The following is a 26,679-nucleotide window of genomic DNA, read 5'->3' as shown; positions in this document are numbered from 1 at the left end:
CTCGTGAGGTCGACACCTCGGGTCGGTCGGCCCGGGGTGTTCATCACGCTCGTCGCACTGGTGCTCACGGCGGCGACGTTCGTGCCGCTGGGCTATATCGTCTCGGTGCTGTTCGACACCGGGCTGAGTGAGGCCGCCGCGCTGGTGTTCCGGCCGCGGGTAGGTGAGCTGCTGACGAACACCGCACTGCTGATGGTGTGCACGGTGCCGGTCTGCGTGGTGCTCGGGATCGGACTGGCCTGGTTGGTCGAACGCACCGATGTGCCGGGACGGGCGTGGTGGGGGCCGGTGCTGGTCGCCCCGCTCGCGGTGCCCGCGTTCGTCAACAGTTATGGGTGGGTGAGCGTTTTCCCCTCGATGCACGGGCTGTCAGCCGCGGTGATCGTGGCGACGATGTCGTATTTTCCGCTGGTGTACCTGCCGGTCGCGGCCACGCTGCGCCGACTCGATCCGGCGATCGAGGAATCGGCGCGTGCGCTCGGCTCGGGGCCGGTGGCGGTGTTCTGGCGAATCACGCTGCCGCAGTTGCGATTAGCGATTCTGGGCGGCGGCCTGCTGATCGGCCTGCATCTGCTCGCCGAATACGGCGCGTTCGTGATGTTGCGCTTCGACACGTTCACCACGGCGATCTTCGAGCAGTACCAGAGCAGTTTCGCCGGTCCGGCGGGCAGCATGCTCGCGGGGGTGCTGGTGCTGTGCTGCCTGGCGCTGCTCGGTGGCGAGTCGCTGCTGCGCGGCGACGAGCGCTACGCCCGGCTGGGCGGTGGCGCGGCGCGGGCGGCGCGGCCGATCGCGTTGGGTGGGCTGCGGGTGCCGCTGTGCGGCGTGCTCGTGGCGGTGGTCGTCGGGGCGCTCGGCGTGCCGCTGTGGACGATCGGGCGCTGGCTGTGGCTGGGCGGATCGGCGGTGTGGGATTCCGCGGAAATCGGTGCGGCACTGGGCCAGACGATCGCCCTGGCGGCCGCGGCCGCGCTGGTCACCACGCTGTGCGCGTTTCCCGTCGCCTGGATCGCGGTGCGTTCGACGAGCGCGTTCGCCCGGCTGATCGAGGGCGCCAACTACATCACCAGTTCACTGCCCGGCATCGTGATCGCGCTCGCCCTGGTGACCGTCACCATTCGCTGGACACCGCCGCTGTACCAGACGGTGTCGCTGGTGGTGATCGCCTACGCGCTGATGTTCCTGCCCCGTGCGCTGGTGAGCGTGCGAGCCGGGCTGGCGCAGGTCCCGGTCGGCCTCGAAGAGGTGTCGCGGTCGCTGGGCGAATCGGCCTCGACCACCTTCTTCCGGGTCACCCTGCGGATGACGGCGCCCGCCGCCGCGTCGGCCGCCGCGCTCGTCTTCGTCGCGGTGTCAACGGAACTCACCGCGACATTGCTGCTGGCGCCCACCGGCACGCGCACCTTGGCCATGCAGTTCTGGGCGAAGTCGGGCGAACTCGATTACGCGGCCGCGGCGCCGTACGCGTTGATCATGATCATCGCCGCCGTCCCGGTGACCTATCTGCTGTTCACCCAGTCACGAAAGGCGGCCGGGATATGAGTCGGCTTGTTGTCGAAGGGGTTTCGAAGAGTTTCGGCGGCACCACGGTGCTCGATCACATCGACCTCGACGTACCGAACGGCACGGCCACGGCGGTGGTCGGCGCGTCGGGCTGCGGCAAGACCACCTTGCTGCGGGTGATCGCCGGATTCGAGGGGCCGGATACAGGTTCAGTGCGACTAGGCTCGGAAACTGTTGTCCACCAAGGTATTTGCGTACCGCCGCAGCGCAGGAGAATCGGTTACGTCGCCCAGGACGGCGCCCTGTTCCCGCATCTGAGCGTCGCCGACAATATCGCCTACGGCCTGCACACCGGGCTGCGCGGCGCCGTCGACCGTCTGCGCCCACACCGCGACCGCCCCCGGGTCATCGAACTCCTGGCCATGGTCTCCCTCGACCCGGACTACGCCGACCGCAAACCCCATCAGCTCTCCGGCGGCCAGCAACAGCGTGTGGCCCTGGCCCGCGCACTCGCCCGCAAACCGGATCTCATGCTGCTCGACGAGCCGTTCAGCGCCCTCGACACGGGCCTGCGCGCCACCACCCGCCAGGCGGTGGCCGACACGCTGCGCGCCGCGGGCATGACCAGCATCCTGGTCACCCACGATCAGGAGGAAGCGCTCAGCTTCGCCGAACAGGTCGCGGTCATGCGCGCGGGGCGGTTCACCCAGGTCGGGCCGCCGCAGCAGGTCTACCACCGGCCCGCCGACCTGTTCACCGCCCGCTTCCTCGGGGACTGTGTGCTCCTCGACGCCCTCTGCGAAGCCGACACCGCCAAGTCCGTCCTGGGGCCCGTCCCGGTCCAGCCGGGCGCCCCCACCGGCGAAGTGACCCTGATGATCCGCCCCGAACAGCTCGCCGCCCAGGTGATCGCCGACGACGAACCGCACTCCGGTCACGTCACCGCCGTCGACTTCCGCGGCCCCGACGTCATCGTCACCATCGACCTCGCCGAGGGCGCGGGCACCGTCCGCGTCCGCCGCACCGGCATCGACGCCCCCGCCGCCGGCAACCGCGTCCGCCTCACCGTCCACGGTCCCGCCGTCGCCTACTGATGTTGCGATCACGCTGATCACAACCCTCGCCGCGAGCGCCGGAGCACGGCACTATCAATGGCGAGGCGGGCGTGGCTGAGTGGTTTAGGCAACGGTCTGCAAAGCCGTTAACGCGGGTTCAATTCCCGCCGCTCGCTCTGTGGGAAAGCGGCTGGGTCGTGGAATGATCGTTTTCATGTCACGGCCCAGACCGCTTTCCCAGGACCCTATCGCCGAGGCTTACCGGCAGTGGGTCGCCCACGGCTGGGAGTCGGTCGCCGACGGGATGGCCCTGGTGACCTCGCTGGTTCGGGCGCAGCAGATCGTGATGGCGCGTGTCGACGAGGCGCTCAAACCGTCCGGGCTGACGTTCTCCCGCTACGAACTCCTGCAGCTGCTCAGCTTCAGCCGCACCGGCGCGCTGCCGATGGCCAAGGCGAGTGCGCGTCTGCAGGTGCATCCGACGAGCGTGACCAATACCGTCGATCGGCTCGAAGCCGCCGGGCTGGTGGTCCGGGTGCCGCACCCCAGTGACCGACGGGCAACTCTCATCGAAATCACCAGCGCGGGAAGGAAATCGGTGGCCGAAGCCACGGCGGCGCTGAACGCCGAGGTGTTCGCCGAACCCGGCCTGCCCGCCGACCAGGGCCGCGACCTGTTACGACTGCTGGCACAATTCCGTCACGACGCGGGCGATTTCGAGGTCGACGATCCGGAAAACCTCGCATTCCACGCGACCTGGCAATCGACCGGAGAATCTTCGGCCGATTCCCTTGGCAGCTAGCCCGAAAGGGTCCACGATGTAGCCCATGGTGCTGATCCTCGGGGTGTCAACAGGCGCGGGTGGAGCCCGTGCGTTGCTGACCCATTCCGATCAGCCCCACATGCCGCCCATCGACCGGATCCACGTACCGCGCCGGGCGGGCGGATCGGTGGAGGAATCGGTACTCACCGCGATCCATCGCATGCGTGCCGCGGCCGCCGCACGCGACGAGTACATTTCCGGCACCGCGGTCACCTGCCGCAGCGAGTTACAGGCCGATGCGATCAGAGCGGCAGCGGGTCAGACCGACTTCGCGATCGTCGACGAGCCACTGGCCCAGCTGCGGTATCTGCGTTTCAGCGGCCTGCTGCCCGCCACCGACTCGGTGATGCTCTACGACCTCGGCAGTTCCGGTTTGACCATCACCCACGCCGATTGCCGCACCGAAACCATCCTCGCGGGCAAACGCAGCACCGTCCTCAGCGGCAACGGCTACGACGCGCTCCTGCGCTGGCAACTCGCGCGCAGTGGCGTCTCGGCCGACGCGCACGCCAGCCGTGAACACCGAGAGTCGTTGAGCCGCATCAGAGTTGTCACCGCCGCCGATGCCGACACCGGCGGCCGCACCGTGCTCACCCGCAGCGATCTGGCCGCCCTCTGCGAAGCGGGACTGCATCATTCGGCGTCGTTCGTGCGCCTGCTGATCGAGGAGACAGGGGTGCAGCCGGGAGCGCTGGCGCTGCTGGGCGGCTGCACCCGCAACCCGAGTCTGCGCGCGGATCTGGCCCAGCTGATCGGCCTGCCGATCGTGTACGACCCTGAGCCGGAATATGTTTCGGCGCGCGGCGCGGTGCTGCTGTGCGCCCGCCGTCCCTCGGCGCGGTTACGGATGCCGCGTCGAGGCGCGGCGGTCATCGGAGTGCCGCCGCGCCAGGGCCGCCGAAAACTTCTCGCCGCGGTCGCGGTGACGGCCACCCTCGGTGGCACGGTCGCCGGCCTGCTCAGCAACGACAACCCCTCGGCGCGGTCCCCGGAACAGGGCACCGCGCCGAGTACCGCGCACTTCATCGACGGTGCGCCGCACTGGAAACCGAACTAGCGGTTGGTGAAGTTCGGCGGCCGCTTCTCGACGAAGGCGGCCATGCCTTCCTTCTGATCCTCGGTCGCGAACAGCGAATGGAACACCCGGCGTTCGAACAGCAGCCCCTCGGCGAGCGTGCTCTCGAACGAGCGGTTCACCGCCTCCTTGGCGATCATCGCGACCGGCAGCGACATCGACGCGATGGTCTGCGCGGCCTCCAGCGCGGTGTCGAGCAGTTCGTCGGCGGGCACGACCCGCGAGACGAGCCCGGAACGCTCGGCTTCCTCGGCACCGATCATCCGGCCGGTCAGGATCAGATCCATCGCCTTGGCCTTGCCGATCGCGCGGGTGAGACGCTGCGAGCCGCCGATGCCGGGGATGACGCCGAGGGTGATCTCGGGCTGGCCGAACTTGGCGTTGTCGGCGGCGATCAGGATGTCGCACAGCATCGCCAGCTCACAACCGCCACCGAGCGCGTAGCCGGAGACGGCGGCGATGGTGGGCTTGCGGAAGTTGGCCAGGCGGTCCCAGCGGGCGAAGTAGTCGGCCAGGAACATGTCCATGTACGACTTGGGCGCCATCTCCTTGATGTCGGCGCCCGCCGCGAAGGCCTTCGCCGAGCCGGTGATCACGACGGCGCCGATGGAATCGTCGCGGTCGAGCTCGTCGAGCGCGGCGATGACGTCGTCGAGGACCTGGGCGTTGAGAGCATTGAGTGCCTTGGGCCGGTTCAGGGTGATCCAGCCGACCCCGCCCTTACCGTCGGTGCCGCCCTTGCGCTCCAGCAGAATCGTCTCGAATTCGGTCACAGCCACCCTCTTGTCAATCAACGGTCACGGATGGTGCAGACCATACCGATCCGCACCGCCCCGCGGTGACGTGGATCTGAACTGTGGCACGCCGTCTGTGACGCATTCCACCGCGCCCGATTTGCGGCACAATCGTCGGCATGGGCAGCGACCACTTCGTGCGGATCACCCGCCTGCGCGCACTGATCGACCACGAGAACACCGGCGCGGGCGAGCGCGCCACCGCGGAACGCATGCTCGACCGATTGCTCCGAAAATCCGAAGGCCACATCGCTTCGAACGCCGCTCCGGACCGCGTCTACGGGTCGCGGCACCATCGTGCGGGCAGGCACGCGAGTACCGCGTCGATCGTGGAATCGGTCCGTGAGGACATCGCCTTCGCCCGCACTTTCGTCGCCGCGGGCGCGCCCGGCGAGGTCACCGTCCACAGCCCGCTCGCCGCGGCACCCGCCGAGCTCACCGTGGCCGTGACCACTCCGTTCGCCGACCAGATCGTCGTCACCATCACCGACATCCCACCCGCGTGGGGCTGGGAACCCGACGAATTCGACCGCATCACCGCTACCGAGGACCTGCGCCGACTCGCCGACGAGCTCGCCGAGATCATCGACAGCTACAACCACGACGGCGCCGATGTGGGCCCACGCTTCTTCCGGACGATCCGCGCGCAGGAAACCACCCTGATCCGCTGATCCGAACCGATCCTCCCGAGGCCCACAGCCCGCTATCAGGTGCGACGCCAGGTCATCCCTGCCTGCCGACCACGACCACCACCCCGGCGGTGAGCACCAGCGCGCCGATCCCCAGCACCACACTCGCGACGACCGGCCCGCCGGCGGTGTAGTCGGCCACCACCTGCACGACCGCGACCGCGATCCCCGCCGCCCCACCGAGCACCAGCACGGCGTCGCGACGCAGCACGTACAGCACGAAGCAGAGCACCCCGATCAGCGCGGTCAGGCCGGGTCGCCACAGCGATTCGCCGAACGTCACCGATTGCGCCCCGATCACCGCGATCACCCCGCCGAGGAGATATCCGGCCCATTCGGCCACCAGCAGGCGAGCCGACGCGAGTCCGAACCACAGCGCACCGAACGCCATCAGCGCGATCCCCTGCCACGGCGACCGGACATCGAACAGCTCCGAGGTGACGTTCAGAATGCTCGCGACACCGAAGCAAGCCACGGCGACCATTCCGAGCACGCTCGGCACCAGCAGATATCCGAGAATCGCGACGACCAGTCCCGCGACCGAGGCCGCGACGGCCGTCGCGTCGCCATGATGCCCGTCGAAGGCCGTCGCCACCGCACCGGTCACCGCCACCGCCGCCAGCACGAGCAGCACCGCGGCCAGCCGCACCCGCCCCGCCGACGCGATCGGCACCCGGCGGAACACGCCCACGCAGCCTTCGGCCAATACCACCGCTCCCCACATCGCGCACCCGGCCACCACCACCAGCAACACCACCCGCCCCGACTGCGCCACCTGCGCCCACGCCTCGTCGATGAACAGCCCCAAGCCCGCGGCCACCAGCGCGGCCCCCACGTACGCCACGATCTCGGCGGCCACCCGTCCCCCGCTCGCGCGCCCGGCCCGCTCCTGCTCGTCGACCGCCCGCAGCACCGCTGCGCGCTGCTCCCCGCTGATCACCGCGGACGCCACCAGTCGCTCCAACGCCACATCCACCCGGTGCTCGCGAACCATCCGTCGAGTATGTCGACCTGCGGCGACGATTCCGCCGCAAGCCGGGCGGGGCGTTTCGCGGCCAAGTGACGCGGTTCACAGTAGAATTACTTTGATGTCCTAGTATCGGGCGATCTATCAATGGCGGAGGCAGTCATGAGCCTGCATGTTCCGGTGAATCCCGTGCGATTCGTGACCTCGGCGGCGCTGTTCGACGGGCACGACGCGGCGATCAACATCATGCGGCGAATTCTGCAGGCCCAGGGCGCCGAGGTGATCCACCTCGGGCACAACCGGTCGGTGCGCGAGATCGTCGACGCGGTGATCGAGGAAGACGTGCAGGGCGTCGCGGTGAGCTCGTATCAGGGTGGGCACATCGAGTTCTTCGAATACCTGGCGCAGGCACTGCGCGAGGCGGGCGCCGGCGAGGTGCGGATCTTCGGCGGTGGCGGCGGGGTGATCGTCGCCGAGGAGATCGAGCGGCTCGCGGCGAGCGGCGTGCGGATCTTCTCCCCCCAGGACGGCCAGCGACTCGGTTTGCCCGGCATGATCAACGAACTGATCCAGCTCTGCGATGTCGACCCCGCGCGCACCGCCCCCGATCTCGACGCGCTCTATACCGGCGATCGAAATGCCTTGGCGCGCACCATCACCTGCCTGCAGCAGGGCTCGCTGCCCGAATCCGATCGCGCCGCGCTCCTCGCGGCCGCGACCACACGGCGTGTTCCCGTTCTCGGCATCACCGGCACCGGCGGGTCCGGAAAGTCCTCCCTCACCGATGAATTGGTGCGCAGGCTCCGCACCGACCAGCAGGACAAGCTGCGCATCGCCGTGCTCGCGGTGGACCCGACCCGCAGGCGTGCCGGCGGCGCCCTGCTCGGTGACCGGATCCGGATGAACGCCCTCGACGGCGATCACGTGTACTTCCGGTCGCTGGCCACCCGAGGCAATCACGAACTGCCCGACGATATCGACGCGATGATCGCCGCCTGCCGGGCCGCCGGTCACGACCTGGTCATCCTCGAGACCCCCGGCATCGGCCAGGGCGACGCGGGCATCGTCGACCACGTGGATGTGGCGCTGTATGTGATGACGCCGGAGTTCGGCGCCGCGTCGCAGCTGGAGAAGATCGACATGCTCGACTACGCCGATGTCGTCGCGATCAACAAGTACGAGCGCCGTGGCGCGGCCGACGCGGTCCGCGATGTGGCGCGCCAATTGATCCGCAACCGTGCGGAATTCGGAGCGAGCCCCGCGGACATGCCCGTCTTCGGCACCAGCGCGGCGACGTTCGACGACGACGGCGTCACCGCCCTGTACCAGCACCTCACCGGCCTGCTCACCGAACACGGCCTGACGCTCGAGCCCGGCGCGCTGCCCCGCGTCGACACCTCGGTCTCCACACGCTTCGCCCAGCTCGTGCCCCCGTCGCGGGTCCGGTACCTGGCCGACATCGCCGACACGATCCGCGGCTACCACGCCGACACCCAGCGTGAAGCCGCTGCCGCCCAACGGATTCAACGGCTGGCGCTGGTACACGACGAGCTCCCCGACGACGCGGCGGTCACCGACCTGCTCACACAGGCTCGTCCAGCCCTCTCCCCGGCCTCGACCGCCGCACTGGCCGAATGGCCCACGGTCGCCGAGAGTTATCGCGGCGACGAACAAGTGGTCCGAATCCGCGACCGCGAATTGCGCACACCCCTGCGCCGCGAATCTCTGTCCGGCACCAGCATTCCGCGCGTCGCCCTCCCCCGCTGCACCGACGACGGCGACCTCCTGCGCTTCCTGCGCGCCGAGAACCTGCCCGGCCGATTCCCGTTCACCGCAGGCGTTTTCCCCTTCAAGCGCGAGAACGAGGATCCCGCCAGAATGTTCGCAGGCGAGGGTGATCCCGCCCGCACCAACCGCCGCTTCAAGGTCCTCAGCGCCCATGCCGAAGCCACCCGCCTGTCCACCGCGTTCGACTCCGTCACCCTCTACGGCCACGATCCGGCCGAGCGCCCCGACATCTACGGCAAGGTCGGCACCTCGGGTGTCTCGGTGGCCACCGTCGAGGACATGCGCACCCTGTTCGACGGTTTCGATCTCGGCGCCCCGACCACCTCGGTCTCGATGACCATCAACGGCCCCGCCCCGACCATCCTCGCGTTCTTCCTCAACACCGCGATCGATCAAGCGCTGCGACGCTTCTCCGATGCCGAAGGCCGCGAGCCGACAGTGGCGGAAGCCGCCGATATCCGGGCACACACGCTGTCGACCGTGCGCGGCACCGTGCAGGCCGACATCCTCAAGGAGGACCAGGGCCAGAACACCTGCCTGTTCTCCACCGAATTCAGCCTGCGCATGATGGCCGACGTCCAGGAATGGTTCGTGCGCAACGACGTCCGGAACTTCTATTCGGTCTCGATTTCGGGATATCACATCGCCGAGGCCGGCGCGAACCCCATCAGCCAACTCGCCTTCACCCTCGCCAACGGATTCACCTATGTGGAGACCTACCTCGCGCGCGGGCTGGCGATCGACGACTTCGCCCCGAATCTGTCGTTCTTCTTCTCCAATGGCATGGATCCCGAATACACGGTGATCGGCCGGGTGGCCCGCCGGATCTGGGCGATCGCGATGCGTGACCGGTACGGTGCGGGCGAACGCGCCCAGAAACTCAAGTACCACGTGCAGACCTCGGGACGTTCGCTGCACGCGCAGGAAATGCAGTTCAACGACATTCGCACCACCCTGCAGGCACTGATCGCCGTCTACGACAATTGCAACAGCCTGCACACCAATGCCTTCGACGAGGCGGTGACCACCCCGACCGAGGACTCGGTGCGCCGCGCGCTGGCGATTCAGCTCATCATCGCCAAAGAATGGGGACTGGCCGTCAACGAGAATCCGCTCCAGGGCAGTTTCATCGTCGACGAACTCACCGATCTCGTCGAAGAGGCCGTGCTGCTCGAATTCGAGCGGATCAGCGAACGCGGCGGGGTACTCGGCGCGATGGAGACCGGCTACCAACGTGGTCGCATCCAGGACGAGTCCATGCGCTACGAACAGCGCAAACATGACGGATCGCTGCCGATCGTCGGGGTGAACACCTTCCGCGGCCGCGACGACGACACCGCGCACGCACCGCTGGAACTCGCTCGCGGCACCGAAACCGAACGCCGCTCCCAACTGGACCGGCTGCACAGTTTCCAGGCTGATCACGCCGAGGAATCCCATCGCGCGCTGGCCCGGCTCACCGAGGTAGCGCATACCGACGGCAATATCTTCGATGTCCTCATGGACGCGGCGCGGGTGTGCACATTGCAGCAGGTCACCGATGCCTTCTTCGCAGTGGGCGGACAGTATCGACGCACTGTGTGAGCCGCGTAATCCGTCGCTGCGCGGCGTCGGCGTGTGACAATCGCCGTGAGCTCTGCCAGCGGCGGCGATGGGACGCACAGCATGGATCTGACCGACTTCGACATCATCGATGCCCATATTCACCAGTGGGATCCGCATGCCACGCCACGCGAGTTCAGCAAGCTCGCGAAATTGATGCGCTATCTGCCGTTACCGGTCGATATCGCGGCAAAGCTGGCCCCGCTGCGTGACCGCCAATTCGTCGGCGAGCCCAGCGCCTACCTGCAGCCCTATCTGCCCGCCGACTACCGCGCGGACCGGGGAAATACGCCGGTCGCATCGGTGGTGGAAATCGAGGTGCAGTGGACGGGCTGGAAGCCCGACGAGACGCGCTGGGTGGCGAGCCTGCCCTTCGGCGTCGACACCCCCGCTTTGTCCACGATCATCGGCTCGGCCGACCCCGCCGCCGCGGACTTCGGCGCGGTGCTCGATGCGCATCAATCCGCGTCGCCGCTGTTCCGTGGCATCCGGACGATGGTCGCCTACCACCCCGATCCCGCCGTGAAATCCTTCGCCGCCCACGACGGCGCACTCACCGCCCCGGCGTTCCTGAACGGCTTCGGGCAGCTCGCCGAGCGCGGGCTCTCGTTCGACGCGTGGGTGTACTCGGGGCAGCTACCCGAGGTGACGGCGCTGGCCGAACGGTTCCCCGAGGTACCGATCGTGCTCGATCACCTCGGCACGCCCGCGGGCATCTTCGGGCCGGTCGGCAAGGACACCGGGCACACCGCCGGGCAGCGGGCGGCCCTGTTCGATCGGTGGCGCGAGGATCTCACCGATCTGGCCGCGCAGCCGAACGTGGTGGCCAAGGTGAGCGGGCTGATGATGCCGGTGCTCGGGCATCCGGTGCCACGACGCGGTACTCCGACGCCGGTCCCGACGCTGCTGGGACGGGTGGGGCCGCTGCTGGCGCACGCACTGGCGGTGTTCGGCGCCGACCGGCTGATCTGGGGATCGAACTTTCCGGTCGACAAGCCGATCACCAGCCTCGGCGGCGCGGTCGAGACCGTGGCCACCGCGCTGAGCGACGCGGGCGCGAGCACCGACGACCTGCGGAAGGTGTTCGGCGGCAATGCCGTCCGGTTCTACCGGATCGAGCCGACCGGATGAATCGCCGTCTCCGCGAGCCGGTTTCTGTCGGTGGACGGGTTTAGCATCGGCGCATGAAAGCCATCGGCACCTTCGAGGTCACCGCGTTCGATCCCACCGAGCTGACACCGCAGCCCCCCATCGTCACCGGGATGCCGGTCGGCATCTCGACCATGACCAAGGCCTACGCGGGCGAGATCGAAGGGCTCTCGGCCACGCTGTTCACCGCCGCCTTCGACATGAGCACCGGCGCGGGCACCTATCTCGCGATGGAGTCGTTCGAAGGTGCGCTCAACGGCAAGGCCGGTGCGTTCAACTTCGTCCACTCCGCCACCACCGGCGGTACCGATCGCACCGACGAGTTCTTCCACATCGTCCCCCGCAGCGGCACCGGGGAATTGACCGGCATCACCGGTACCGGCGCTCTGTACGTGGATGCCGAAGGCGGACATCACATCTGGTTCGAGTACGAGCTGGGCTGAACCGCGGACCTCTCGCGAGACTCAGGTGTCGAATTCGGTATAGAGCGTGCGCAATTCGCGTAAGCCGGTTGCCGCGGTCGGTTCGTCCTCGGCGGACATCCGTAGCGCGCGACGCAGTGGAATCGCGTCGAGATCGTCGATGACGGCGTGGAATTCGACGCGGGGCAGCTCGGGCAGGACCAGCTCGTCGCCGTAGGGGTCGTCGGAATCGGCGGTGCGCGCGGACTTCTCGACACCACCTATGAGGGTGTCGAGGTCGAGACCGCGCAGGGTGAGGATCTCGCTGGGCTGCTCGTCGAGGCGCTCGGCGAGCAGATAGCAGACCGCCGCGACGTGCTTGCACGGCCAGCCCATGTCCGGGCAGCTGCAGGTGAAGTCCAGTTCGGAGGCCGTGGTCGGCAGCAGGTGTGGGCCGAGCGCGGGCGGGAGCGCGCCCGAGGCGATCTCGGCGAGCATGCCGGGCGCCTCCCTGATCTCGGCCAGCAGCAGTTCCACCTCGTCCTCGCGCAGCGGCCGGATCGACAGCACCGAGGTGAACGGGCTCGGTTGGCTGCCCTGCACCTCCGCGGTCACCGCGCCGCGTTCGATCCGGTAGTTCACCACCTGCCCGACCCTGGCGTAGGTGCGTCCGCGCGAGAGCCTGCCCGCGTCGGCGACTTTCTCCACCGCGTCGAGCAGCGACTTGCCCCACCAGGTCCGGCCGAAACCGCCGCGAGCCTGGGCGCCGCCGCGCACCGGTTTGCGCGGACCGAACTGGCTGAAGTCGGCCATCTACTCACCCACCGCCTCGGCGCCGAGGGTGAACAGCTCGCGCAGTTCGTCGGTGCTCATCTCGGTGATCCAGTTCTCCCCCGCGCCGACGGCCAGATCGGCCAATTGCTTCTTCCCGTTGATCATTTCGTCGATCCGCTCTTCGATGGTGTCGACGCACACCAGTTTGCGGACCTGCACCGCGCGCTGCTGGCCGATCCGGAACGCGCGGTCGGTGGCCTGGTTCTCGACGGCCGGATTCCACCAGCGGTCCAGGTGGATCACGTGATTGGCGGCGGTGAGGTTCAGGCCCGTGCCGCCCGCCTTGAGCGAGAGCAACATCAGCGGCGGGCCGTTCTCACCCTGGAAGCCGGTCACCATATCGTCGCGGCGCTGCTTGGCCACGCCGCCGTGCAGGAACGGGATCGGGGTGCCGAACCGTTCGGTGAGGTAGGGCAGGATCAGGTCGCCGAACTCACGGAACTGGGTGAACAGCAGGGCTTTCTCGCCGTCGGCGAGCACCGCGTCGAGCACGTCCTCGACCAGCGCCAACTTGCCGGAGCGGTGGCCGCCGCGTCGCAGGATCGGCGAACCGTCACCCAGGTAGTGCGCGGGGTGGTTGCAGACCTGTTTGAGCCGGGTCAGCGCGCCGAGCACAGCGCCCTTGCGCGCCATGCCTTTCGCGTCTTTGAGCTTGTCCAGCATGTCGTCGACGACGGCCTGGTAGAGGGCGGCCTGTTCGACGGTGAGGTTGGCCCGCACCGTCATTTCCAGCTTCTCCGGCAGGTCGCTGATCACCGCCGGATCGGTTTTGAGTCTGCGCAGCACGAACGGATCGGTGATCAGGCGCAGCCGGTCGATGGCCTGCTGGTCGCGTTCGCGTTCGATCGGGACCGCGAACCTGGCGCGGAACGATTGCGGGCTGCCGAGCAGCTTCGGCATGGCGAAGTCGAACAGCGCGCGCAGTTCTTCCAGGCGGTTCTCCACCGGAGTTCCGGTGAGCGCCAGCCGATGTCGCGCGGTGAGCGCCCTGGCCGCCCGCGCCTGCCTGGTCACCGCGTTCTTGATGTGCTGGGCTTCGTCGAGCACGATCCGCTCCCACTGCTGCTCGTTCAGCAGGGTGATATCGCGGGCGAGCAGTGCGTAGGTGGTGATCACCAAGTCCGAATCAGCCACCGCCGCGGCGAATTCCGCACCCTGGCGCCGACCCGGACCGTGGTGCACGAGCACCCGCAGGTCGGGGGCGAAGCGTTGCGTTTCGCGTTGCCAGTTGCCGACCACCGACATCGGGCACACCAGCAGCGTCGGTCCGACCCGCGACCACGCGTCGCCGGTCGCGGTGGCGGCGAGCACGTCGACCGCCGCGGGCTGCGTCGACTCACCCGCCGTGGTCGGCCGCGCGGCAGCCGTGCCGACCTCGCGCTCGTGCACGAGCAGCGCCAACACCTGCACTGTCTTGCCCAGACCCATGTCGTCGGCCAGGATCGCCCCGCAGTTCAGCCGGCTCATCGTGGCCAGCCAGCTCAGACCACGTTCCTGGTAGGGCCGCAGCTGGGCTTTCAGGCCGACCGGAACCGGAACCGGCTCGGGTTCGCTCTCCCTGGCGAACAATTCGGCCGCCCAGCCGTCGGCGGTGACCTCGGTGACCGGCACATTGTCGACCCGCTCGGCGGCGAGTTCACCGATCATGTCGGCCAGGGTGATCGGGCTGTCGTCGGCGTGCTGCGCGACGTAGCGGGCGGCGGCGGCCAGCGCTCGGTGGTCGGCCTGCACCCACTCACCACGCAACTGGACCAGGTCGGACTTGCTGCTGATCAGCCGTTCCATCTCGGCCTGGGTGAGCACCAGATCGCCGAGCGCCAACTCCCAGCGGTAGGAGATCAGCCCACTGAGGCCGACAGTGGATTCGGCGGCCGCGGGGCTGCTCACGCGCAATCGCATGCTCGGTTCGGCGATGTTCCAGGCGCGTGGCAGGAGCAGACGAATACCGGCTTCCTGCAAGGCATGTGCGCCGTGAGCCACCAGGTCGGCGACCACCTCGGTGGGGAGCAGCAAGTCGAGGCCGCGCGGATCGGTCGGTAGGTCGCGCAGGCGCGGGTAGGCCTTGCGCGCCTGGCCGAGCTTCTCCGCCGCCGTGCGCACGAGCACCGGATCATCTTCGAAGACAACGGGTTTGGGTGCGTCGTCGACCGGGCGCAGGCACACCTGTAGTCGCCACAGCGCCACCGATTCGTCGGCCGTGCCGAATTCGCCGTCGGGTTCGCACAGGCGCAACACCAGTTCCGGCTCGTCGGCGGCATAGCCCTCCCGCCACTGCGTCAGCGTTTCCGACAGGCGGTAGGAGCCGACGTCCAACGGGGTATCGGCGACCAGCGCGGCCAGCAGCGGGTGCGTCATCGTGCGGTGTGCGAGGTATTCGCGGGCGATCGGATCGGTGAGGTGCGTGCACAGGTCGTCGAGCACGGCGGCGGGCGGGCCTGCCACCCGCAGCGCCGGCGGCATCGCGGCGGCCAGCTCCGCCAGCCACGCGCGTTGACGTTGTCCGCCGACGAGCCGCCAGCGCACCCACCACTGACCGTCGGCCCGCTCGATCTGCGGCACCACGCGCCCGGCCCGCACCCACCGTTCGATACCGCGCGCGACGTGCGCGAGGAACCGCAGATCGCCGGAGATGTTCTCGCGCGGCAACCGGCTGCGCAGTACAACGGCCGCCGTCGGTGGCGCGAGCGCGTGCGCGCGAACCTCGGCGGTCTCGGACTGCCCCTCGGCATCGACGACGAGCACCTGGGCCCGGTGCCGGAACCTGGCGCGATCCAAGATGTCGCCGAGCACCGACCCCACGGCGACCGGCTCCGCGTCGTGCCACAGCAGTAGGCCCGATTCGGGGGACCACAGACCGTGCAGCATGGGCTCCATCCAAGCAGGCGGCACCGACACCGATCACGGCCGCCATACCCCTGGATTTCTCGCCGCAACGAGAACATACTGAAATAACCCCAGGTCACGGGCCGGAACACCCACCGGCGACAACTCCATACGGACCCAGGCGGACCGGACGGATCCGGTTCGACCGATGACCCCCTTGTAATTCGTGCGGAGGGCAGCGATGACGATTCTGCTCCAGGTTCTCGAGCAGAGCTACACCCCCAACACCCCTTGGGAACGGCGCAAATTCACCTTCATCGACACCACGAAGATCCTCGGCATGCGGCTGGACGGCCAGGCAGGCGTCTGGCTCGATCTGTCGCGGCCAGGCGAATCCCAGCGCCTGGCGCACACCATCGACCCCAGGGAATCCATCACCTTCCTGCTCACCGTCTTCGCCAAGATCGCCGAATGCGAAGACCGTGGCGGCTCCTGGCTGGTCGGCCATGACGGCGCCCATGTCTCCTCGATCGCCGCGACGCGCTTCCCGCCCAACCCGGCCGAGCAGGCCGCCGACGACCTACTGGCGCGAGCCTGGTTATAGGCCGCATCGTCGACTGACGCGGTTCTCCCCTCGCCCAGCGCTGCTCGAAGCGCGATTGTTGTCGGTGCCACCGGCTACAACATGCGGGTATGGGGAAACCGGCGTGGTTGCTCGTCACAGTGCTCGCAGTTGCCGGGTGCGCGGTGATCGGACCGGATGAGCCGGTCACGCCCGCACCCGGCAGTCCGACGCGCGCCGAGCTCACCGCCTTGCTCGACACGGTGCGCGTGATCGCCGCGCGTCCTCGGCCCGGCGGCTACGAGCGAGGGTGCAAGGCGGGTCAGGCCTGCGTCTTCGGCCCGGCCTGGACCGACGATTCCGACGCACCGGGCAGCCACGACGGCTGCGACACCCGCAACAACGTGCTGGCGATGCAGTTGCGCGAAGTGGTGCATCGCGGCCGTTGCGTGGTGGTGGAAGGCATCCTCACCGACCCCTACACCGCCACCGATATCCGCTTCAGCAAGTCCGATGGCGGCCGGATCCAGATCGACCATGTGTATCCACTGGCCGCCGCCTGGGACATGGGCGCTGCCACCTGGACCCCCGACAAACGGCGCCGCTTCGCCAACGACCTCGCGGTGAACCTCCTCGCGACCGGCGCCGCCACCAACCAGTCCAAGGGCGACGACACCCCCGCCGCATGGCTGCCGCCCGCGCGCCCCAACCACTGCTTCTACGCCGCCAAGTACCTCACCGTGGCGCTCGACTACGACCTGCCCATCACCGCCGCCGACAACGCGACTCTGCACGACATCGCCCGCGGCTGCCCGTGAGGACCGAGAGAAGGCGTTCAGTCCAGGACGTTGATCCGCGCGCCGGCGCTGAGCAGATCAGTCGCGGAGAGACCGCACATGGCGTGGAAAGTGTCGCTGAAGTGTGAGGGGCTGGCGAATCCGGCGTCGGCCGCGGCGGTGGTGAAGTCGGCACCTTTGGCGACAGCACGGCCGACGGCGAGCATGCGCGCCCAGACACGATAGCGGCGGAAGGTGGTGCCCGCGTGCTCGGTGAACAGGTGCAGCAGCCGGGATTTCGACAGCTGCACTTCGGCCGCGAGTTCATCCGCGGTGATCGATCGAGTCGGGTGCGCGCGCACGATCGCGGTCGCGGCGGCAATCCTCGGATCGAGTCGGATCCGCGCGGGACCGCACACGATGTCCATCACCTCGGCCGGGTCCATGCCGTCTCGGTCGGCGAGGCGGATCAGAGCGGTTTCGTGGTGGTGGTGGATGCCGAATTCGTGCACGCGCTCGGTCATCTGCTCCCAGCACGCGTGGGCGCGGGGCGATCCGGGGTCGATGTAGCAGAACAGCATTCGGGTCTGATGCGCGACTACCCGGTGCAGCGTGCGTGGGGGTATCAACGCGCTGCGAACTGTGCGCCGATCGAACGAATCGGCGTGCAGGGCGAACGGGCCGTCGACGCCGACAGCGAGGCAGTGCACCGACCCCGAGTGGCGGTCGAGCCGCAGCGAGGGCCCACGGTAGACGGCGTGGCCTATCCACAACCACACGTCCGCGCTCGCTGCAGACGGGTAGCCCGTTTCTGGAAGCGGCCGCTGACCCATACCCGCCATGCTTGCACGAGATCAACCGGGATGAACGAGCACAGCAGTGCGCTCGCGCCGCGATCGAACAGGAAACGTGATGAGTGTTGTCTCCGAACTCGGCGAGTCTCGCCTTGTGCACCTGCTCCAGGGCACTATCCGGATCTACGAACGCGGACAGGGTGAGCCGGTGCTGTTCGTGCACGACTTGTTCGCCAATGCGGCGGCATGCTCTCCCAGCTCGTGGTGACCCACCGGCCCGAACGAATCGCCCGGCTGGTGCTGACACCGTGCGGCGCCTACGAGAACTTCCCGCCACCGCTGTTCGACGATATGTGCTGGATGGCCCGCATACCGGGCGCCGGATCACTCACGGTTCTCGTCGCATGGGCTGAGCAGGACCGGTTCTTCCCGTTCGATCACGCGCGACAACTCGCCGCGGATTTTCCGAACGCCCGCCGGTGCTCACTCTCCTGTTGCCACGGACCGTTTCGGATCGTTCGACCACTGCGAGTACGAGCCGGGGTAGAGGGCGGCGTCGATGCCGGCGACGGCGAGGGCGGCGATCTGGTGGGCGGCGGTGACGCCGGATCCGCAGTACACCGCGACCGCGCCTTCGCCGAATCCGGCGAAGCGGGCGCGCAGCTCTTCGGCGCTCCGGAAATGCCCTGTGCCGTCCAGGTTTTCGGCCGTCGGCGCACTGATCGCGCCCGGTATGTGTCCGGGGCGCGGATCGATCGGTTCGACCTCGCCGCGATACCGCTCGCCCGCGCGAGCGTCGAGCAGCACTCCCGACCATTTCGCGGCGGCGTCGGCGTCGATCACCGGCAGACCGCCTGGCCGTACCACCAGGTCACCGTCGAGGGGCTCGGCTTCGGCGCCGGTCGCGATCTCGCCACCGGCCGCGATCCACGCGGGCAGCCCGCCGTCGAGGATGCGCACGTTGTCCACACCGGCCCAGCGCAGCAGCCACCATGCCCTCGCGGCCGCCGTTCCCCCGGTCGCGTCATAGACCACCACCGGATCCCCCGCGCTCAATCCCCAACTGCGCGCGCATTTCTCGAAGGTGCCCGGGTCGGGTAGCGGATGCCTGCCACGGGCGGGCGATGGCGCGGCGGCCAGCTCGGTCTCCAGATCGACGAAGACCGCGCCCGGAATATGCCCGTCGAGATAGTGCTGCGGACCGTCGGGATCACCCAGCGCCCACCGCACATCGAGCAGGTGAATCGCTTTGTCCGCCAACTGTTCCCGAAGCTCGTCCGAGGAAATCAACACCGCGCCCAATTCCACTCCTACTCCAAGCCCCCGCCTGCGAAACCGTTCCCGACACCCTACGCATCGAACCGACTTCGCGGCACCTATCGGCACACGAAGGCCGATTGCCCAACTGGACCTGCCCACGCCCCGCACGAATCAGTCCACTTTCGCGAGACTGGCAGGCGACGACCCCCGCGTCGTCGGGCAGTATCGGCACAATGTCGCAGGTCTCCACCACTTCGCCCGATATCGCCGACAAACCGGCGGGCATCGCACAGCCGCTCGGTGCGGGCGCTATCACCGCACTGGTCGGCTTCACGAGCTCGTTCGCGGTGGTGCTGAGTGGTCTGCGCGCGGTGGGGGCGAGTCCGGCGCAGGCGGCCTCGGGCCTGCTGATCCTGTGTTTCACCCAGGGCATCGGCATTCTGCTGCTGAGTTTCCGGTACCGGATCCCGATCACGCTGGCCTGGTCCACGCCGGGTGCCGCCCTGCTCGCGAGCACCGGACTGGTCGCGGGCGGCTGGCCCGGCGCGGTCGCGGCCTTCGCGGTGACCGGCGTGCTGATCGTCATCACCGGGCTGTGGCAACGGCTCGGCTCGCTGGTCGCCGCGATCCCCGTGCCGATCGCGCAGGCGATGCTGGCCGGTGTCCTCGTTCCACTGTGCCTGGCCCCGGTGCAGGCGCTGCGCACCTCGCCCGCCGTGGTCGTCCCGGTCATCGTGGTGTGGCTGGTTCTGCAACGGTTCGCCCCCAAGTGGGCCGTGCTCGTCGCCTTCGCCACGGCGGCCGTCGGTACCGGCATCGATATCGTTGTGAACAACCGGCACCTGGAATTGTCCGCCATGGTTCCGACGGTGGAATGGACTGTCCCCCAGTGGCATTGGCAGGCCGTCATCGGCATCGCCGTTCCGCTCTACATCGTCACCATGGCCTCGCAGAACATTCCGGGCGTCGCGGTGATGCGCTCGTTCGACTTCCAGGTCCCGTGGCGTCCCGCCATGCTCGTCACCGGTATCGGCACCATCCTCGGCGCGGCAGCGGGCGGCCACGCGATCAACCTCGCCGCCATCAGCGCCGCCCTCGCCGCCGCACCGTCCGCGAGCCCCGACCCCAGACGCCGGTGGATCGCCGCGGCGACAGCGGGTGCCAGCTATCTCGTCCTCGGCTTGGCCTCCGCCGCCCTGGTCACCCTCATCGCCGCCGCGCCCGAGGGCACCATCGAAACCGTCGCGGGCCTCGCCCTCCTCGCCACCCTCGCCGCCGCCCTGACCGGCGCCCTCAGCGACCCCACCCACCGCATGGCAGCCCTGGTCACCTTCCTCGTCGCCGCCTCCGGCACCACCCTCTTCGGCATCGGCGGCGCCTTCTGGGCCCTCGTGGCCGGCCTGGTCGTGCGCCGCTTCCTGCCCACCGGCACCTGAGGGTCCCGCGGCAGGGCCGCGTTCAGTTCGGGCCTGCCAGTCGGTCGAGCAACGGGCCGGTGCGCGGTCCCACCAGCTCGCGCATGACCAGGGCCATATTGGTGCGCTCCACGCCGGGGATCTTCAGGATTCGGCCCGCGATGCGGTAGAGGTCGTCGGCGTCGCGCGCGACGATGCGGACAGTGAGATCGGTGGCGCCGGTCATGCCGCAGACCTCGGTGACCTCGGGGACATCGGCCAGCTCGTCCACCACGCTGTCGAGTCGGTGCTGGTCCACCACGACCGCGACGAACGCTGCCAGTGGGTAGCCGAGGGCGCGCGGCTCCACTCGGCGTTCGAAGCTGCCGAGCACCCCACCGCTGTCCCAGCGAGCCAGCCGCGCCTGCACCGTGTTGCGCGACAGGCCGAGGCGCGCCGCGAGCTCCACCCCGGTCGCACGGGGGTTGGCGATCAACTCGCGCAGCAAACGCGCGTCGGTGGCGTCGAGCGTCACGTCGGGTTCGCGACTGGTCATACAACGCAGTATGACAGTGCACACCCCCCGAAGACCGTGCATTCTGCTCATATGCGCGTGTACCGCTTGCGCACACCGCATTATGGTGGATGCTGAGTGATACACATCGCACTCAGCGGAGTGGCGTACCTGCATCGGCCCACAAGGCGCGGTAGCGAGGAGGCGATCACGATGTCGCAGAAGCAGACCTACCCGGTCCAGCTGGTTCAGCCCGACGGCCGCCGGGTGTTCGACAGAGAGCACGGCGCGCTGGTCGCCGACATCGACGCCGAGCGGTTGCGGCAGCTGTATCGGGACATGGTGATCACCCGCCGAATCGACGTCGAAGCGACAGCGCTGCAACGCCAGGGCCAGCTCGGTTTGTGGCCGCCGCTGCTCGGCCAGGAAGCCGCGCAGGTCGGCTCGGCGCACGCGCTGCACCCCGACGACTACGTGTTCTGCTCCTACCGCGAAACCGCCGTCGCCTACTGCCGCGGCGTCCCGCCCGAGCAGCTCACCGCCCTGTGGCGCGGCGTCTCGCACCACTGCTGGGACCCCGACGCGGTCAAGATGACCAATGCCAATATCGTCGTCGGATCCCAGGGGCTGCACGCGACCGGCTACGCCTTCGCCGCCCACCTCGACGGCGCCGATATCGCCACCATCGCCTATTTCGGCGACGGCGCGACGAGCCAGGGCGACCTCGCCGAGGCCCTCGGATTCGCCGCCGCGTGGAGCGCGCCGGTCGTGTTCTTCTGCCAGAACAATCAGTGGGCGATCAGCGAACCGGTGGCCGTACAGAGCCATACCCCGCTGGTCCGCCGAGCCGATGGCTACGGGATCGCGGGCGTGCAGGTCGACGGCAACGATGTGCTCGCCGTCCTCGCGGTCACCCGCCAGGCCGTCGAACGCGCGCGCACCGGCGGCGGCCCCACCTTCATCGAGGCGATGACCTACCGGATGGGCCCACACACCACCGCCGACGACCCGAGCCGCTACCGCACCGCCGCCGACACCGAGTACTGGGCCCAGCGCGATCCCATCGAGCGCGTGCGTCTGCTCCTCGACCGCGAAGGCGACCTCTCCCCCGAGTTCACCCAGCAGGTCACCGACGAGGCCGACGAGGTCGCGCGCCGACTGCGCACCGCGACGATCGAGATGCCCGACCCCGATCCGCTGCGGATCTTCGACAACGTCTACGCGACCGAGCATCCCCTGATGACCGAAGAGCGCCAACAGCTCTCGGCCTACCTCGCCGAAGGAGCGCAGTCATGATCACCACCTTCGCAGGCGCCCTCAACGTCGGCCTGCGCAGCGCGATGGAAGACGACGCCAAAGTCGTCTTGCTCGGCGAGGACATCGGCCGGCTCGGTGGCGTGTTCCGCGTGACCGACACCTTGCAGAAGGATTTCGGCGACAATCGCGTCATCGACACACCGCTGGCCGAATCCGGCATCGTCGGAACGGCTTTCGGGATGGCTTTGCGCGGATACCGCCCCGTGGTGGAGATCCAGTTCGACGGTTTCGTCTATCCGGCCTTCGACCAGATCGTTTCGCAGGTGGCCAAGATCCACAACCGCACCGACGGAAAAGTGAAGGCGCCGTTGACGATCCGCATCCCGTTCGGCGGCGGCATCGGCGCGGTCGAGCACCATTCGGAATCACCCGAGGTGTATTTCGCGCATACCGCGGGCCTTCGCGTTGTATCACCGAGTACGCCCGCCGACGCGTATTCGATGATTCGCCAGGCGATCTCACTGGACGACCCGGTCATCTTCTTCGAACCCAAACGTCGCTATTGGGACAAAGCCGACGTAGATTTCGAAGGTGAACCGGATCTGCCCCTGCACAGGGCCAGGGTCTGCACCCGCGGCGCCGACGCCACCGTCGTCGCCTATGGCGGCACCGTCGCCACCGCGCTGACCGCGGCGAAGATCGCCGCCGAGGAAGGACATTCGCTCGAGGTGATCGACCTGCGCAGTCTCTCGCCGATCGACGTCGACACGATCGCGGAATCGGTGGACAAGACCGGCAGGCTGGTCATCGTGCACGAGGCGCCCGTGTTCGCCGGGCTCGGCGCCGAGATCGCGGCCCGCGTCACCGAACGCTGCTTCTATCACCTCGAGGCGCCGGTGCTGCGCGTCGGTGGCTACGACATCCCCTACCCCCCGGCTAAGCTCGAAAAGCACCACCTGCCCGACCCCGACCGCATTCTGGCGGCGGTCGACCGCTGTCTAGCCGCGTGACGAAAGGTGCCCTCGTGCCGGAACCAGCCGCCGACGACGACGGTCATGTTCTCGAATTCCGCCTCCCCGATCTGGGTGAAGGCCTGGCCGACGGCGACCTGGTGTCCTGGGCCGTCGCGGTCGGCGACACGGTGGAGCTGAACCAGACCATCGCCGAGGTGGAGACCGCGAAGGCGGTGGTGGCGCTGCCGTCGCCGTTCTCCGGGGTTGTCGTCGAACTGCTGGCTCAGCCCGGTGACACCGTGCCGGTCGGCGCGCCGCTGATCCGGGTGCGCAACGACCTCGAGGTGTCGGCCCCGCCGACCGCGGAGCCCCGCACGAACGTGCTGGTGGGTTATGGGCCCGAGGCCGAATCGACCTCGCGGAGAACGAAAGCCACGCCGTCCATGGCCGCGAGCACCCCGAGCACCCATCGCGCCGCCGCGACCCCCGCGGCACGCAAACTGGCCAAGGAACTCGGCATCGACCTGTGGTTCGTCGCGGGGTCGGGGCCGGAGGGCGCGGTCACCGTCGACGACGTGCGCTCGGCCGTGCCGGTGACCCAGCCGCGCACCCCCGCCCGCCTCGGCGATGTCGTGCCCGCACCGTCGAACGGCCACGTCACCGACGGCGACGGCCTGATCGAGCCGACCGCCCGCGAAGAACGCACTCCCATCGCGGGCATCCGGAAACGCACCGCCGCCGCGATGCAGGCCAGTTCGCGCACGATTCCCCAGGCCAGCACCTTCGTCACGGTCGACTGCACGGCCTCGATGGAACTGCTCGACCACCTGCGCACCACCAAGTCCTTCGAAGGTCTCACGCTCACCCCGCTGGCGCTGGTCGCCAAAGCCACGCTGGCGGCGATCGCGGAGTACCCGGGGATCAACACCGCGTGGGACGAGCAGAATCAGGAGATCGTCACCAAGCACTATGTGAATCTCGGGATCGCGGTCGCCTCGGATCGCGGCCTGATGGTGCCCAATCTCAAGGAGGCGCAGTCGTTGAGCCTGCGCGAGCTGTGCCGCGAGATCGGCTGGGCGGCCGACACCGCCCGCTCCGGCAACGCCACCCCGAACGACCTGCGCGGCGGCACCTTCACCCTCACCAACGTGGGCGTCTTCGGTGTCGACAGCGGCGTCCCGCTGGTGAATCCGGGCGAGGCCGCGATCCTGTGTCTCGGCTCGATCCGCAAGCGTCCCTGGGTCTTCCGTGACGAACTGGCCGTCCGCTGGGTCACCACCCTCGGCCTCAGTTTCGATCACCGCATGGTCGACGGCGAGCTCGGCGCCCGCTTCCTCGCCACCACAGCGGGTTTCCTGGAGGACCCGTTGACGCTGCTCAGCCGCATCTGAGCACGCGTCGGGACCCGGCCGTATAGTTCGGGCCGGTGCGCGTCCGACCGGACCGCGCACCGTGCGAACGAATTTCGGCAGGTGTGTCCGAGGAAAAAGGGGGCGTCATGGGGTATCCGTATGGGCAGCAGCAAGGTCAGGGCTATCCGCCCGTCGGCCAGCAGGGCTACCACCCGTATGGCCAAGCCGCTCCCGGGTACGGCGCACCGGGCCCCGGTGTTCCCGGATACGGCATTCCCGGGCCCGGCTACGGCGCTCCCGGATACGCAACGCCCGGCGCACCCGGATACGGCTACCCCCAACCACCCGCTACCGGGGGCACGGCGATCACCGCAGCTGTTCTCGCCCTGCTGCTTTCATTGATCGGTGCGGCAGGGTTGGCGATCGGCTACGAGATCGTGGGGGACGCCGGCGCCGGCCCGCTGGTCCAGTTGCCGGACGGCAGCTTCGGGCGCAAAAACGTGCCCGTCTCTTCCATGGTGATGACCTACTTCGTGATCGGAGCCATCGTCGCCGCGCTGTGGTTCATCGGCGCGATGCTGCTGTTCCTGCGCAAATCGGCCGGCCGAGTGATCATCATCATCCTGGCGTCGCTCACCGCGCTGGGCGGCCTCGTCTCCCTCGTGTTCACTCTCGGATCCGGGGTGAGCTCGGTCGCGGGTGTGGCCATCGGCCTGATCCAAGCCGGGTTCGCGACGCTGATCCTGTGCCTGGCCGCGGCCGGGTCGACCGGACGCTGGATCCGGGCAGCACAGCAGCAACCGCACTACCCGCAGGGCGGTTACCAGCAGTATTGAACCCACCGGGTGATATATCCGACCCGCAACGCCGACGAAACACGGCGCTCACTCACGGTAAAAAACAGGGACTACAACCTGTTACATGAGTGAGGCGCATCCCGTCGACACCCGGTTGCCGTTCGCTCGGCAACTGGCGTTCGGCATCCAGCACGTCCTGATCATGTACACCGGCTGTATCACCGTGCCGCTGGTCTTCGGCGCGGCCGCGGGGCTGGACCGGGCGACGATCGCGCTGTTGATCAGTGCGGATCTGCTGGTCGCGGGCATCATCACGCTGGTGCAGAGCCTCGGTGTCGGCAAGCTGGCCGGTGCGCGGTTGCCGATCATCTGCGGCGCTACGTTCGTCGGGCTCAACCCGATGATCCTGATCGCCAAGGAGTACGGCCTCGACGCCGTGTACGGGTCGATGCTGATCGGCGGGGTGGTCGGTGTGGCGCTGGCGTGGCCGTTCGCGCGGGTGGTGCGGTTCTTCCCGCCGCTGGTCACCGGAACTGTGCTGACCGTGGTCGGGGTATCGCTGATCGGGGTCGCCGGGGGCCTGATCATCGGGACCGACCCGAAGTCGGCGAGCTTCGCCTCGCCCGCCAATATCGGGCTGGCGGCGGCGGTCGTCCTGATCGCGGTGGGCTTCGTCTGCCTCGGACGCGGCGTGTGGTCGCAGCTCGGTGTGCTGATCGCGCTGGTCGCGGGCATCGTGATCGCGCTGCCGATGGGACTGATCACCACCGCCGGGATCGGTACCGCCGACTGGATCGGCATCCCGCAGCCGTTCCACTTCGGGTCGCCGCAGTTCCCGGTGACCGCGGTGGTGGCGATGAGCATCGTGATGGCCGTGGTGTTCGCCGAGTCGACCGCGAGCATGCTGGCGATCAGCGAGATCACCGGAAAACCGCTCAGCAGGGGCGATCTCGCGCGCGGCCTGGTGGGCGACGGCCTGTCGGGTGTGCTCGGCGGCATCTTCACCGCGTTCGTCGACACGATCTTCAATCAGAACGTCGGCGCGGTCGCCACGACCCGGGTCTTCAGCCGGTATGTCACCGCGGTGAGCGGCGCGATCCTGGTGGTGCTCGGGCTGGTGCCCCGCATCGGCGAGGTGGTGGCGGTGATTCCGAAGCCGGTGGTCGGCGGGGTCGGGCTGGTGCTGTTCGCGACGGTCGCCGTCGTCGGCGTCACCACGCTGCTCAAAGCCGATCTGACGGACCGGGTCAACGCGACCGTCGCGGCCACCGCCATCGGCATCGGTCTGCTGCCGGTGTTCACCAAGGACATGTTCGACAAGTTCCCCACTTCGGCCCAGATCCTTCTCGACAGCGGCGTCACCCTCGGCGCGGCCACCGCGTTCCTGCTGAACCTGGTCTTCAACCACACCCGCCTGGGCACCCTCGCGCGCGGCTCGACCACACCACCACCGCCACCGGCTTCTCTGCCCACCACGCCGAAACCCGCCGCCGCAATCTGATCGAGCCGAGAGAACC

General features: G+C 68.5%; 24 protein-coding genes and 1 tRNA gene. 18 read left to right on the top strand and 7 right to left on the bottom strand.

The genetic code is table 11. The annotated features are described in order from the left end of the window. Window positions 1-3 precede the first annotated feature (3 nt). From ACFVJ5_RS15470 to ACFVJ5_RS15450, 5 genes are all read left to right on the top strand, one after another. Window positions 4-1,542 carry an ABC transporter permease gene (locus tag ACFVJ5_RS15470; RefSeq protein ID WP_379220560.1) on the top strand — a complete coding sequence of 513 codons (1,539 nt, stop codon included), beginning with the start codon at window positions 4-6 and terminating at the stop codon, window positions 1,540-1,542. Continuing rightward, window positions 1,539-2,597, top strand: a complete 1,059-nt coding sequence (locus tag ACFVJ5_RS15465; RefSeq protein WP_379220558.1) for an ABC transporter ATP-binding protein — start codon at window positions 1,539-1,541, stop codon at window positions 2,595-2,597. The genes ACFVJ5_RS15470 and ACFVJ5_RS15465 overlap by 4 nt, the downstream gene beginning before the upstream one ends. Window positions 2,598-2,662: 65 nt before the next feature. Further along, window positions 2,663-2,734: transfer RNA gene (locus ACFVJ5_RS15460), tRNA-Cys, on the top strand. Window positions 2,735-2,772: 38 nt separating this feature from the next. Then, complete coding sequence (locus tag ACFVJ5_RS15455) at window positions 2,773-3,360, top strand: MarR family winged helix-turn-helix transcriptional regulator (RefSeq protein ID WP_379220556.1); 588 nt, start codon at window positions 2,773-2,775, stop codon at window positions 3,358-3,360. A 25-nt stretch (window positions 3,361-3,385) separates the two neighbouring features. Next, complete coding sequence (locus tag ACFVJ5_RS15450) at window positions 3,386-4,438, top strand: hypothetical protein (RefSeq protein WP_379220554.1); 1,053 nt, start codon at window positions 3,386-3,388, stop codon at window positions 4,436-4,438. Here ACFVJ5_RS15450 and ACFVJ5_RS15445 read toward each other — a convergent pair. After that, on the bottom strand, window positions 4,435-5,229 hold the full coding sequence (locus tag ACFVJ5_RS15445) for an enoyl-CoA hydratase (RefSeq protein WP_378663168.1): 795 nt from the start codon (window positions 5,227-5,229) through the stop codon (window positions 4,435-4,437). The genes ACFVJ5_RS15450 and ACFVJ5_RS15445 overlap by 4 nt on opposite strands. 140 nt (window positions 5,230-5,369) lie before the next feature. On the opposite strand from ACFVJ5_RS15445, the gene ACFVJ5_RS15440 reads away from it, so the two are divergent. After that, window positions 5,370-5,921: a hypothetical protein gene (locus tag ACFVJ5_RS15440; RefSeq protein WP_379220552.1), complete on the top strand. Its 552-nt coding sequence runs from the start codon at window positions 5,370-5,372 to the stop codon at window positions 5,919-5,921. A 52-nt stretch (window positions 5,922-5,973) separates the two neighbouring features. Here the strand turns inward: ACFVJ5_RS15440 and ACFVJ5_RS15435 are convergent, their stop codons facing one another. Continuing rightward, window positions 5,974-6,933, bottom strand: a complete 960-nt coding sequence (locus tag ACFVJ5_RS15435) for a DUF2157 domain-containing protein (protein ID WP_379220550.1) — start codon at window positions 6,931-6,933, stop codon at window positions 5,974-5,976. A gap of 135 nt (window positions 6,934-7,068) precedes the next feature. On the opposite strand from ACFVJ5_RS15435, the gene icmF reads away from it, so the two are divergent. Genes icmF through ACFVJ5_RS15420 form a run of 3 tightly spaced genes read left to right on the top strand, consistent with a single transcriptional unit; the run spans window position 7,069 to window position 11,888 of the window. Beyond that, entirely contained in the window at window positions 7,069-10,278 is a 3,210-nt protein-coding gene (gene icmF / locus ACFVJ5_RS15430) for a fused isobutyryl-CoA mutase/GTPase IcmF (protein ID WP_379220549.1), read from the top strand. A gap of 45 nt (window positions 10,279-10,323) precedes the next feature. Further along, window positions 10,324-11,427 (top strand): amidohydrolase family protein, encoded by a 1,104-nt coding sequence (locus ACFVJ5_RS15425; protein WP_379220547.1) that lies wholly within the window; start codon window positions 10,324-10,326, stop codon window positions 11,425-11,427. Window positions 11,428-11,480: 53 nt separating this feature from the next. After that, a complete protein-coding gene (locus ACFVJ5_RS15420; RefSeq protein ID WP_378663154.1) occupies window positions 11,481-11,888 on the top strand; it encodes a DUF3224 domain-containing protein in 408 nt (135 codons plus the stop codon). Window positions 11,889-11,909: 21 nt separating this feature from the next. Here ACFVJ5_RS15420 and ACFVJ5_RS15415 read toward each other — a convergent pair whose 3' ends face one another. Next, the gene (locus tag ACFVJ5_RS15415) at window positions 11,910-12,659 is read right to left on the bottom strand and encodes an SWIM zinc finger family protein (protein WP_379220545.1); all 750 of its coding nucleotides are present in this window, start codon (window positions 12,657-12,659) and stop codon (window positions 11,910-11,912) included. Next, complete coding sequence (locus ACFVJ5_RS15410) at window positions 12,660-15,545, bottom strand: SNF2-related protein (protein WP_379220543.1); 2,886 nt, start codon at window positions 15,543-15,545, stop codon at window positions 12,660-12,662. A 199-nt stretch (window positions 15,546-15,744) separates the two neighbouring features. On the opposite strand from ACFVJ5_RS15410, the gene ACFVJ5_RS15405 reads away from it, so the two are divergent. Next, window positions 15,745-16,107 carry a hypothetical protein gene (locus ACFVJ5_RS15405; protein ID WP_379220541.1) on the top strand — a complete coding sequence of 121 codons (363 nt, stop codon included), beginning with the start codon at window positions 15,745-15,747 and terminating at the stop codon, window positions 16,105-16,107. 89 nt (window positions 16,108-16,196) lie between these two features. Then, complete coding sequence (locus tag ACFVJ5_RS15400) at window positions 16,197-16,883, top strand: HNH endonuclease family protein (RefSeq protein WP_379220539.1); 687 nt, start codon at window positions 16,197-16,199, stop codon at window positions 16,881-16,883. Between the two features lie 17 nt (window positions 16,884-16,900). On the opposite strand, the gene ACFVJ5_RS15395 is transcribed toward ACFVJ5_RS15400, so the two are convergent. Beyond that, window positions 16,901-17,620 (bottom strand): helix-turn-helix domain-containing protein, encoded by a 720-nt coding sequence (locus tag ACFVJ5_RS15395; RefSeq protein WP_379220537.1) that lies wholly within the window; start codon window positions 17,618-17,620, stop codon window positions 16,901-16,903. 133 nt (window positions 17,621-17,753) lie between these two features. Between ACFVJ5_RS15395 and ACFVJ5_RS15390 the strand changes: the two genes are divergently transcribed. Continuing rightward, window positions 17,754-17,903: a hypothetical protein gene (locus ACFVJ5_RS15390; protein ID WP_379220536.1), complete on the top strand. Its 150-nt coding sequence runs from the start codon at window positions 17,754-17,756 to the stop codon at window positions 17,901-17,903. A gap of 215 nt (window positions 17,904-18,118) precedes the next feature. Here ACFVJ5_RS15390 and ACFVJ5_RS15385 read toward each other — a convergent pair whose 3' ends face one another. Continuing rightward, window positions 18,119-18,925 carry a sulfurtransferase gene (locus ACFVJ5_RS15385; RefSeq protein WP_379220662.1) on the bottom strand — a complete coding sequence of 269 codons (807 nt, stop codon included), beginning with the start codon at window positions 18,923-18,925 and terminating at the stop codon, window positions 18,119-18,121. A gap of 203 nt (window positions 18,926-19,128) precedes the next feature. On the opposite strand from ACFVJ5_RS15385, the gene ACFVJ5_RS15380 reads away from it, so the two are divergent. Next, a complete protein-coding gene (locus tag ACFVJ5_RS15380) occupies window positions 19,129-20,331 on the top strand; it encodes a benzoate/H(+) symporter BenE family transporter (protein WP_379220534.1) in 1,203 nt (400 codons plus the stop codon). 22 nt (window positions 20,332-20,353) lie between these two features. On the opposite strand, the gene ACFVJ5_RS15375 is transcribed toward ACFVJ5_RS15380, so the two are convergent. Further along, entirely contained in the window at window positions 20,354-20,845 is a 492-nt protein-coding gene (locus ACFVJ5_RS15375) for an Lrp/AsnC family transcriptional regulator (RefSeq protein WP_378996239.1), read from the bottom strand. A 171-nt stretch (window positions 20,846-21,016) separates the two neighbouring features. Between ACFVJ5_RS15375 and pdhA the strand changes: the two genes are divergently transcribed. The 5 genes from pdhA to ACFVJ5_RS15350 all read left to right on the top strand — a co-directional run bounded on the left by pdhA (window position 21,017) and on the right by ACFVJ5_RS15350 (window position 26,663). Further along, complete coding sequence (pdhA, locus tag ACFVJ5_RS15370; protein ID WP_379220532.1) at window positions 21,017-22,099, top strand: pyruvate dehydrogenase (acetyl-transferring) E1 component subunit alpha; 1,083 nt, start codon at window positions 21,017-21,019, stop codon at window positions 22,097-22,099. After that, on the top strand, window positions 22,096-23,070 hold the full coding sequence (locus ACFVJ5_RS15365) for an alpha-ketoacid dehydrogenase subunit beta (RefSeq protein ID WP_379220530.1): 975 nt from the start codon (window positions 22,096-22,098) through the stop codon (window positions 23,068-23,070). The genes pdhA and ACFVJ5_RS15365 overlap by 4 nt, the downstream gene beginning before the upstream one ends. 14 nt (window positions 23,071-23,084) lie before the next feature. Then, the gene (locus ACFVJ5_RS15360; RefSeq protein WP_379220529.1) at window positions 23,085-24,404 is read left to right on the top strand and encodes a dihydrolipoamide acetyltransferase family protein; all 1,320 of its coding nucleotides are present in this window, start codon (window positions 23,085-23,087) and stop codon (window positions 24,402-24,404) included. 107 nt (window positions 24,405-24,511) lie between these two features. Beyond that, window positions 24,512-25,201: a hypothetical protein gene (locus ACFVJ5_RS15355; RefSeq protein WP_379220527.1), complete on the top strand. Its 690-nt coding sequence runs from the start codon at window positions 24,512-24,514 to the stop codon at window positions 25,199-25,201. 85 nt (window positions 25,202-25,286) lie between these two features. Continuing rightward, window positions 25,287-26,663, top strand: coding sequence for a uracil-xanthine permease family protein (locus ACFVJ5_RS15350; protein ID WP_379220525.1), 1,377 nt, complete (start codon window positions 25,287-25,289; stop codon window positions 26,661-26,663). Window positions 26,664-26,679 lie beyond the last annotated feature (16 nt).

This window comes from Nocardia sp. NPDC127606, assembly GCF_042671725.1.
In the GTDB taxonomy this organism is placed as follows: domain Bacteria; phylum Actinomycetota; class Actinomycetes; order Mycobacteriales; family Mycobacteriaceae; genus Nocardia.
Note: the sequence above shows the minus strand (reverse complement) of the source record. Positions and strands in the feature narration are given on the sequence as shown.

Excerpts from the sequence above, each read along its gene's own strand:
- ACFVJ5_RS15465 (WP_379220558.1), top strand. The coding sequence starts at position 1,539 with ATGAGTCGGCTTGTTGTCGAAGGGGTTTCGAAGAGTTTCGGCGGCACC.
- ACFVJ5_RS15455 (WP_379220556.1), top strand. The coding sequence starts at position 2,773 with ATGTCACGGCCCAGACCGCTTTCCCAGGACCCTATCGCCGAGGCTTAC.
- ACFVJ5_RS15450 (WP_379220554.1), top strand. The coding sequence starts at position 3,386 with ATGGTGCTGATCCTCGGGGTGTCAACAGGCGCGGGTGGAGCCCGTGCG.
- ACFVJ5_RS15440 (WP_379220552.1), top strand. The coding sequence starts at position 5,370 with ATGGGCAGCGACCACTTCGTGCGGATCACCCGCCTGCGCGCACTGATC.
- ACFVJ5_RS15435 (WP_379220550.1), bottom strand. The coding sequence starts at position 6,933 with ATGGTTCGCGAGCACCGGGTGGATGTGGCGTTGGAGCGACTGGTGGCG.
- icmF (WP_379220549.1), top strand. The coding sequence starts at position 7,069 with ATGAGCCTGCATGTTCCGGTGAATCCCGTGCGATTCGTGACCTCGGCG.
- ACFVJ5_RS15420 (WP_378663154.1), top strand. The coding sequence starts at position 11,481 with ATGAAAGCCATCGGCACCTTCGAGGTCACCGCGTTCGATCCCACCGAG.
- ACFVJ5_RS15415 (WP_379220545.1), bottom strand. The coding sequence starts at position 12,659 with ATGGCCGACTTCAGCCAGTTCGGTCCGCGCAAACCGGTGCGCGGCGGC.
- ACFVJ5_RS15410 (WP_379220543.1), bottom strand. The coding sequence starts at position 15,545 with ATGCTGCACGGTCTGTGGTCCCCCGAATCGGGCCTACTGCTGTGGCAC.
- ACFVJ5_RS15405 (WP_379220541.1), top strand. The coding sequence starts at position 15,745 with ATGACGATTCTGCTCCAGGTTCTCGAGCAGAGCTACACCCCCAACACC.
- ACFVJ5_RS15400 (WP_379220539.1), top strand. The coding sequence starts at position 16,197 with ATGGGGAAACCGGCGTGGTTGCTCGTCACAGTGCTCGCAGTTGCCGGG.
- ACFVJ5_RS15390 (WP_379220536.1), top strand. The coding sequence starts at position 17,754 with ATGAGTGTTGTCTCCGAACTCGGCGAGTCTCGCCTTGTGCACCTGCTC.
- ACFVJ5_RS15380 (WP_379220534.1), top strand. The coding sequence starts at position 19,129 with ATGTCGCAGGTCTCCACCACTTCGCCCGATATCGCCGACAAACCGGCG.
- ACFVJ5_RS15375 (WP_378996239.1), bottom strand. The coding sequence starts at position 20,845 with ATGACCAGTCGCGAACCCGACGTGACGCTCGACGCCACCGACGCGCGT.
- pdhA (WP_379220532.1), top strand. The coding sequence starts at position 21,017 with ATGTCGCAGAAGCAGACCTACCCGGTCCAGCTGGTTCAGCCCGACGGC.
- ACFVJ5_RS15365 (WP_379220530.1), top strand. The coding sequence starts at position 22,096 with ATGATCACCACCTTCGCAGGCGCCCTCAACGTCGGCCTGCGCAGCGCG.
- ACFVJ5_RS15355 (WP_379220527.1), top strand. The coding sequence starts at position 24,512 with ATGGGGTATCCGTATGGGCAGCAGCAAGGTCAGGGCTATCCGCCCGTC.
- ACFVJ5_RS15350 (WP_379220525.1), top strand. The coding sequence starts at position 25,287 with ATGAGTGAGGCGCATCCCGTCGACACCCGGTTGCCGTTCGCTCGGCAA.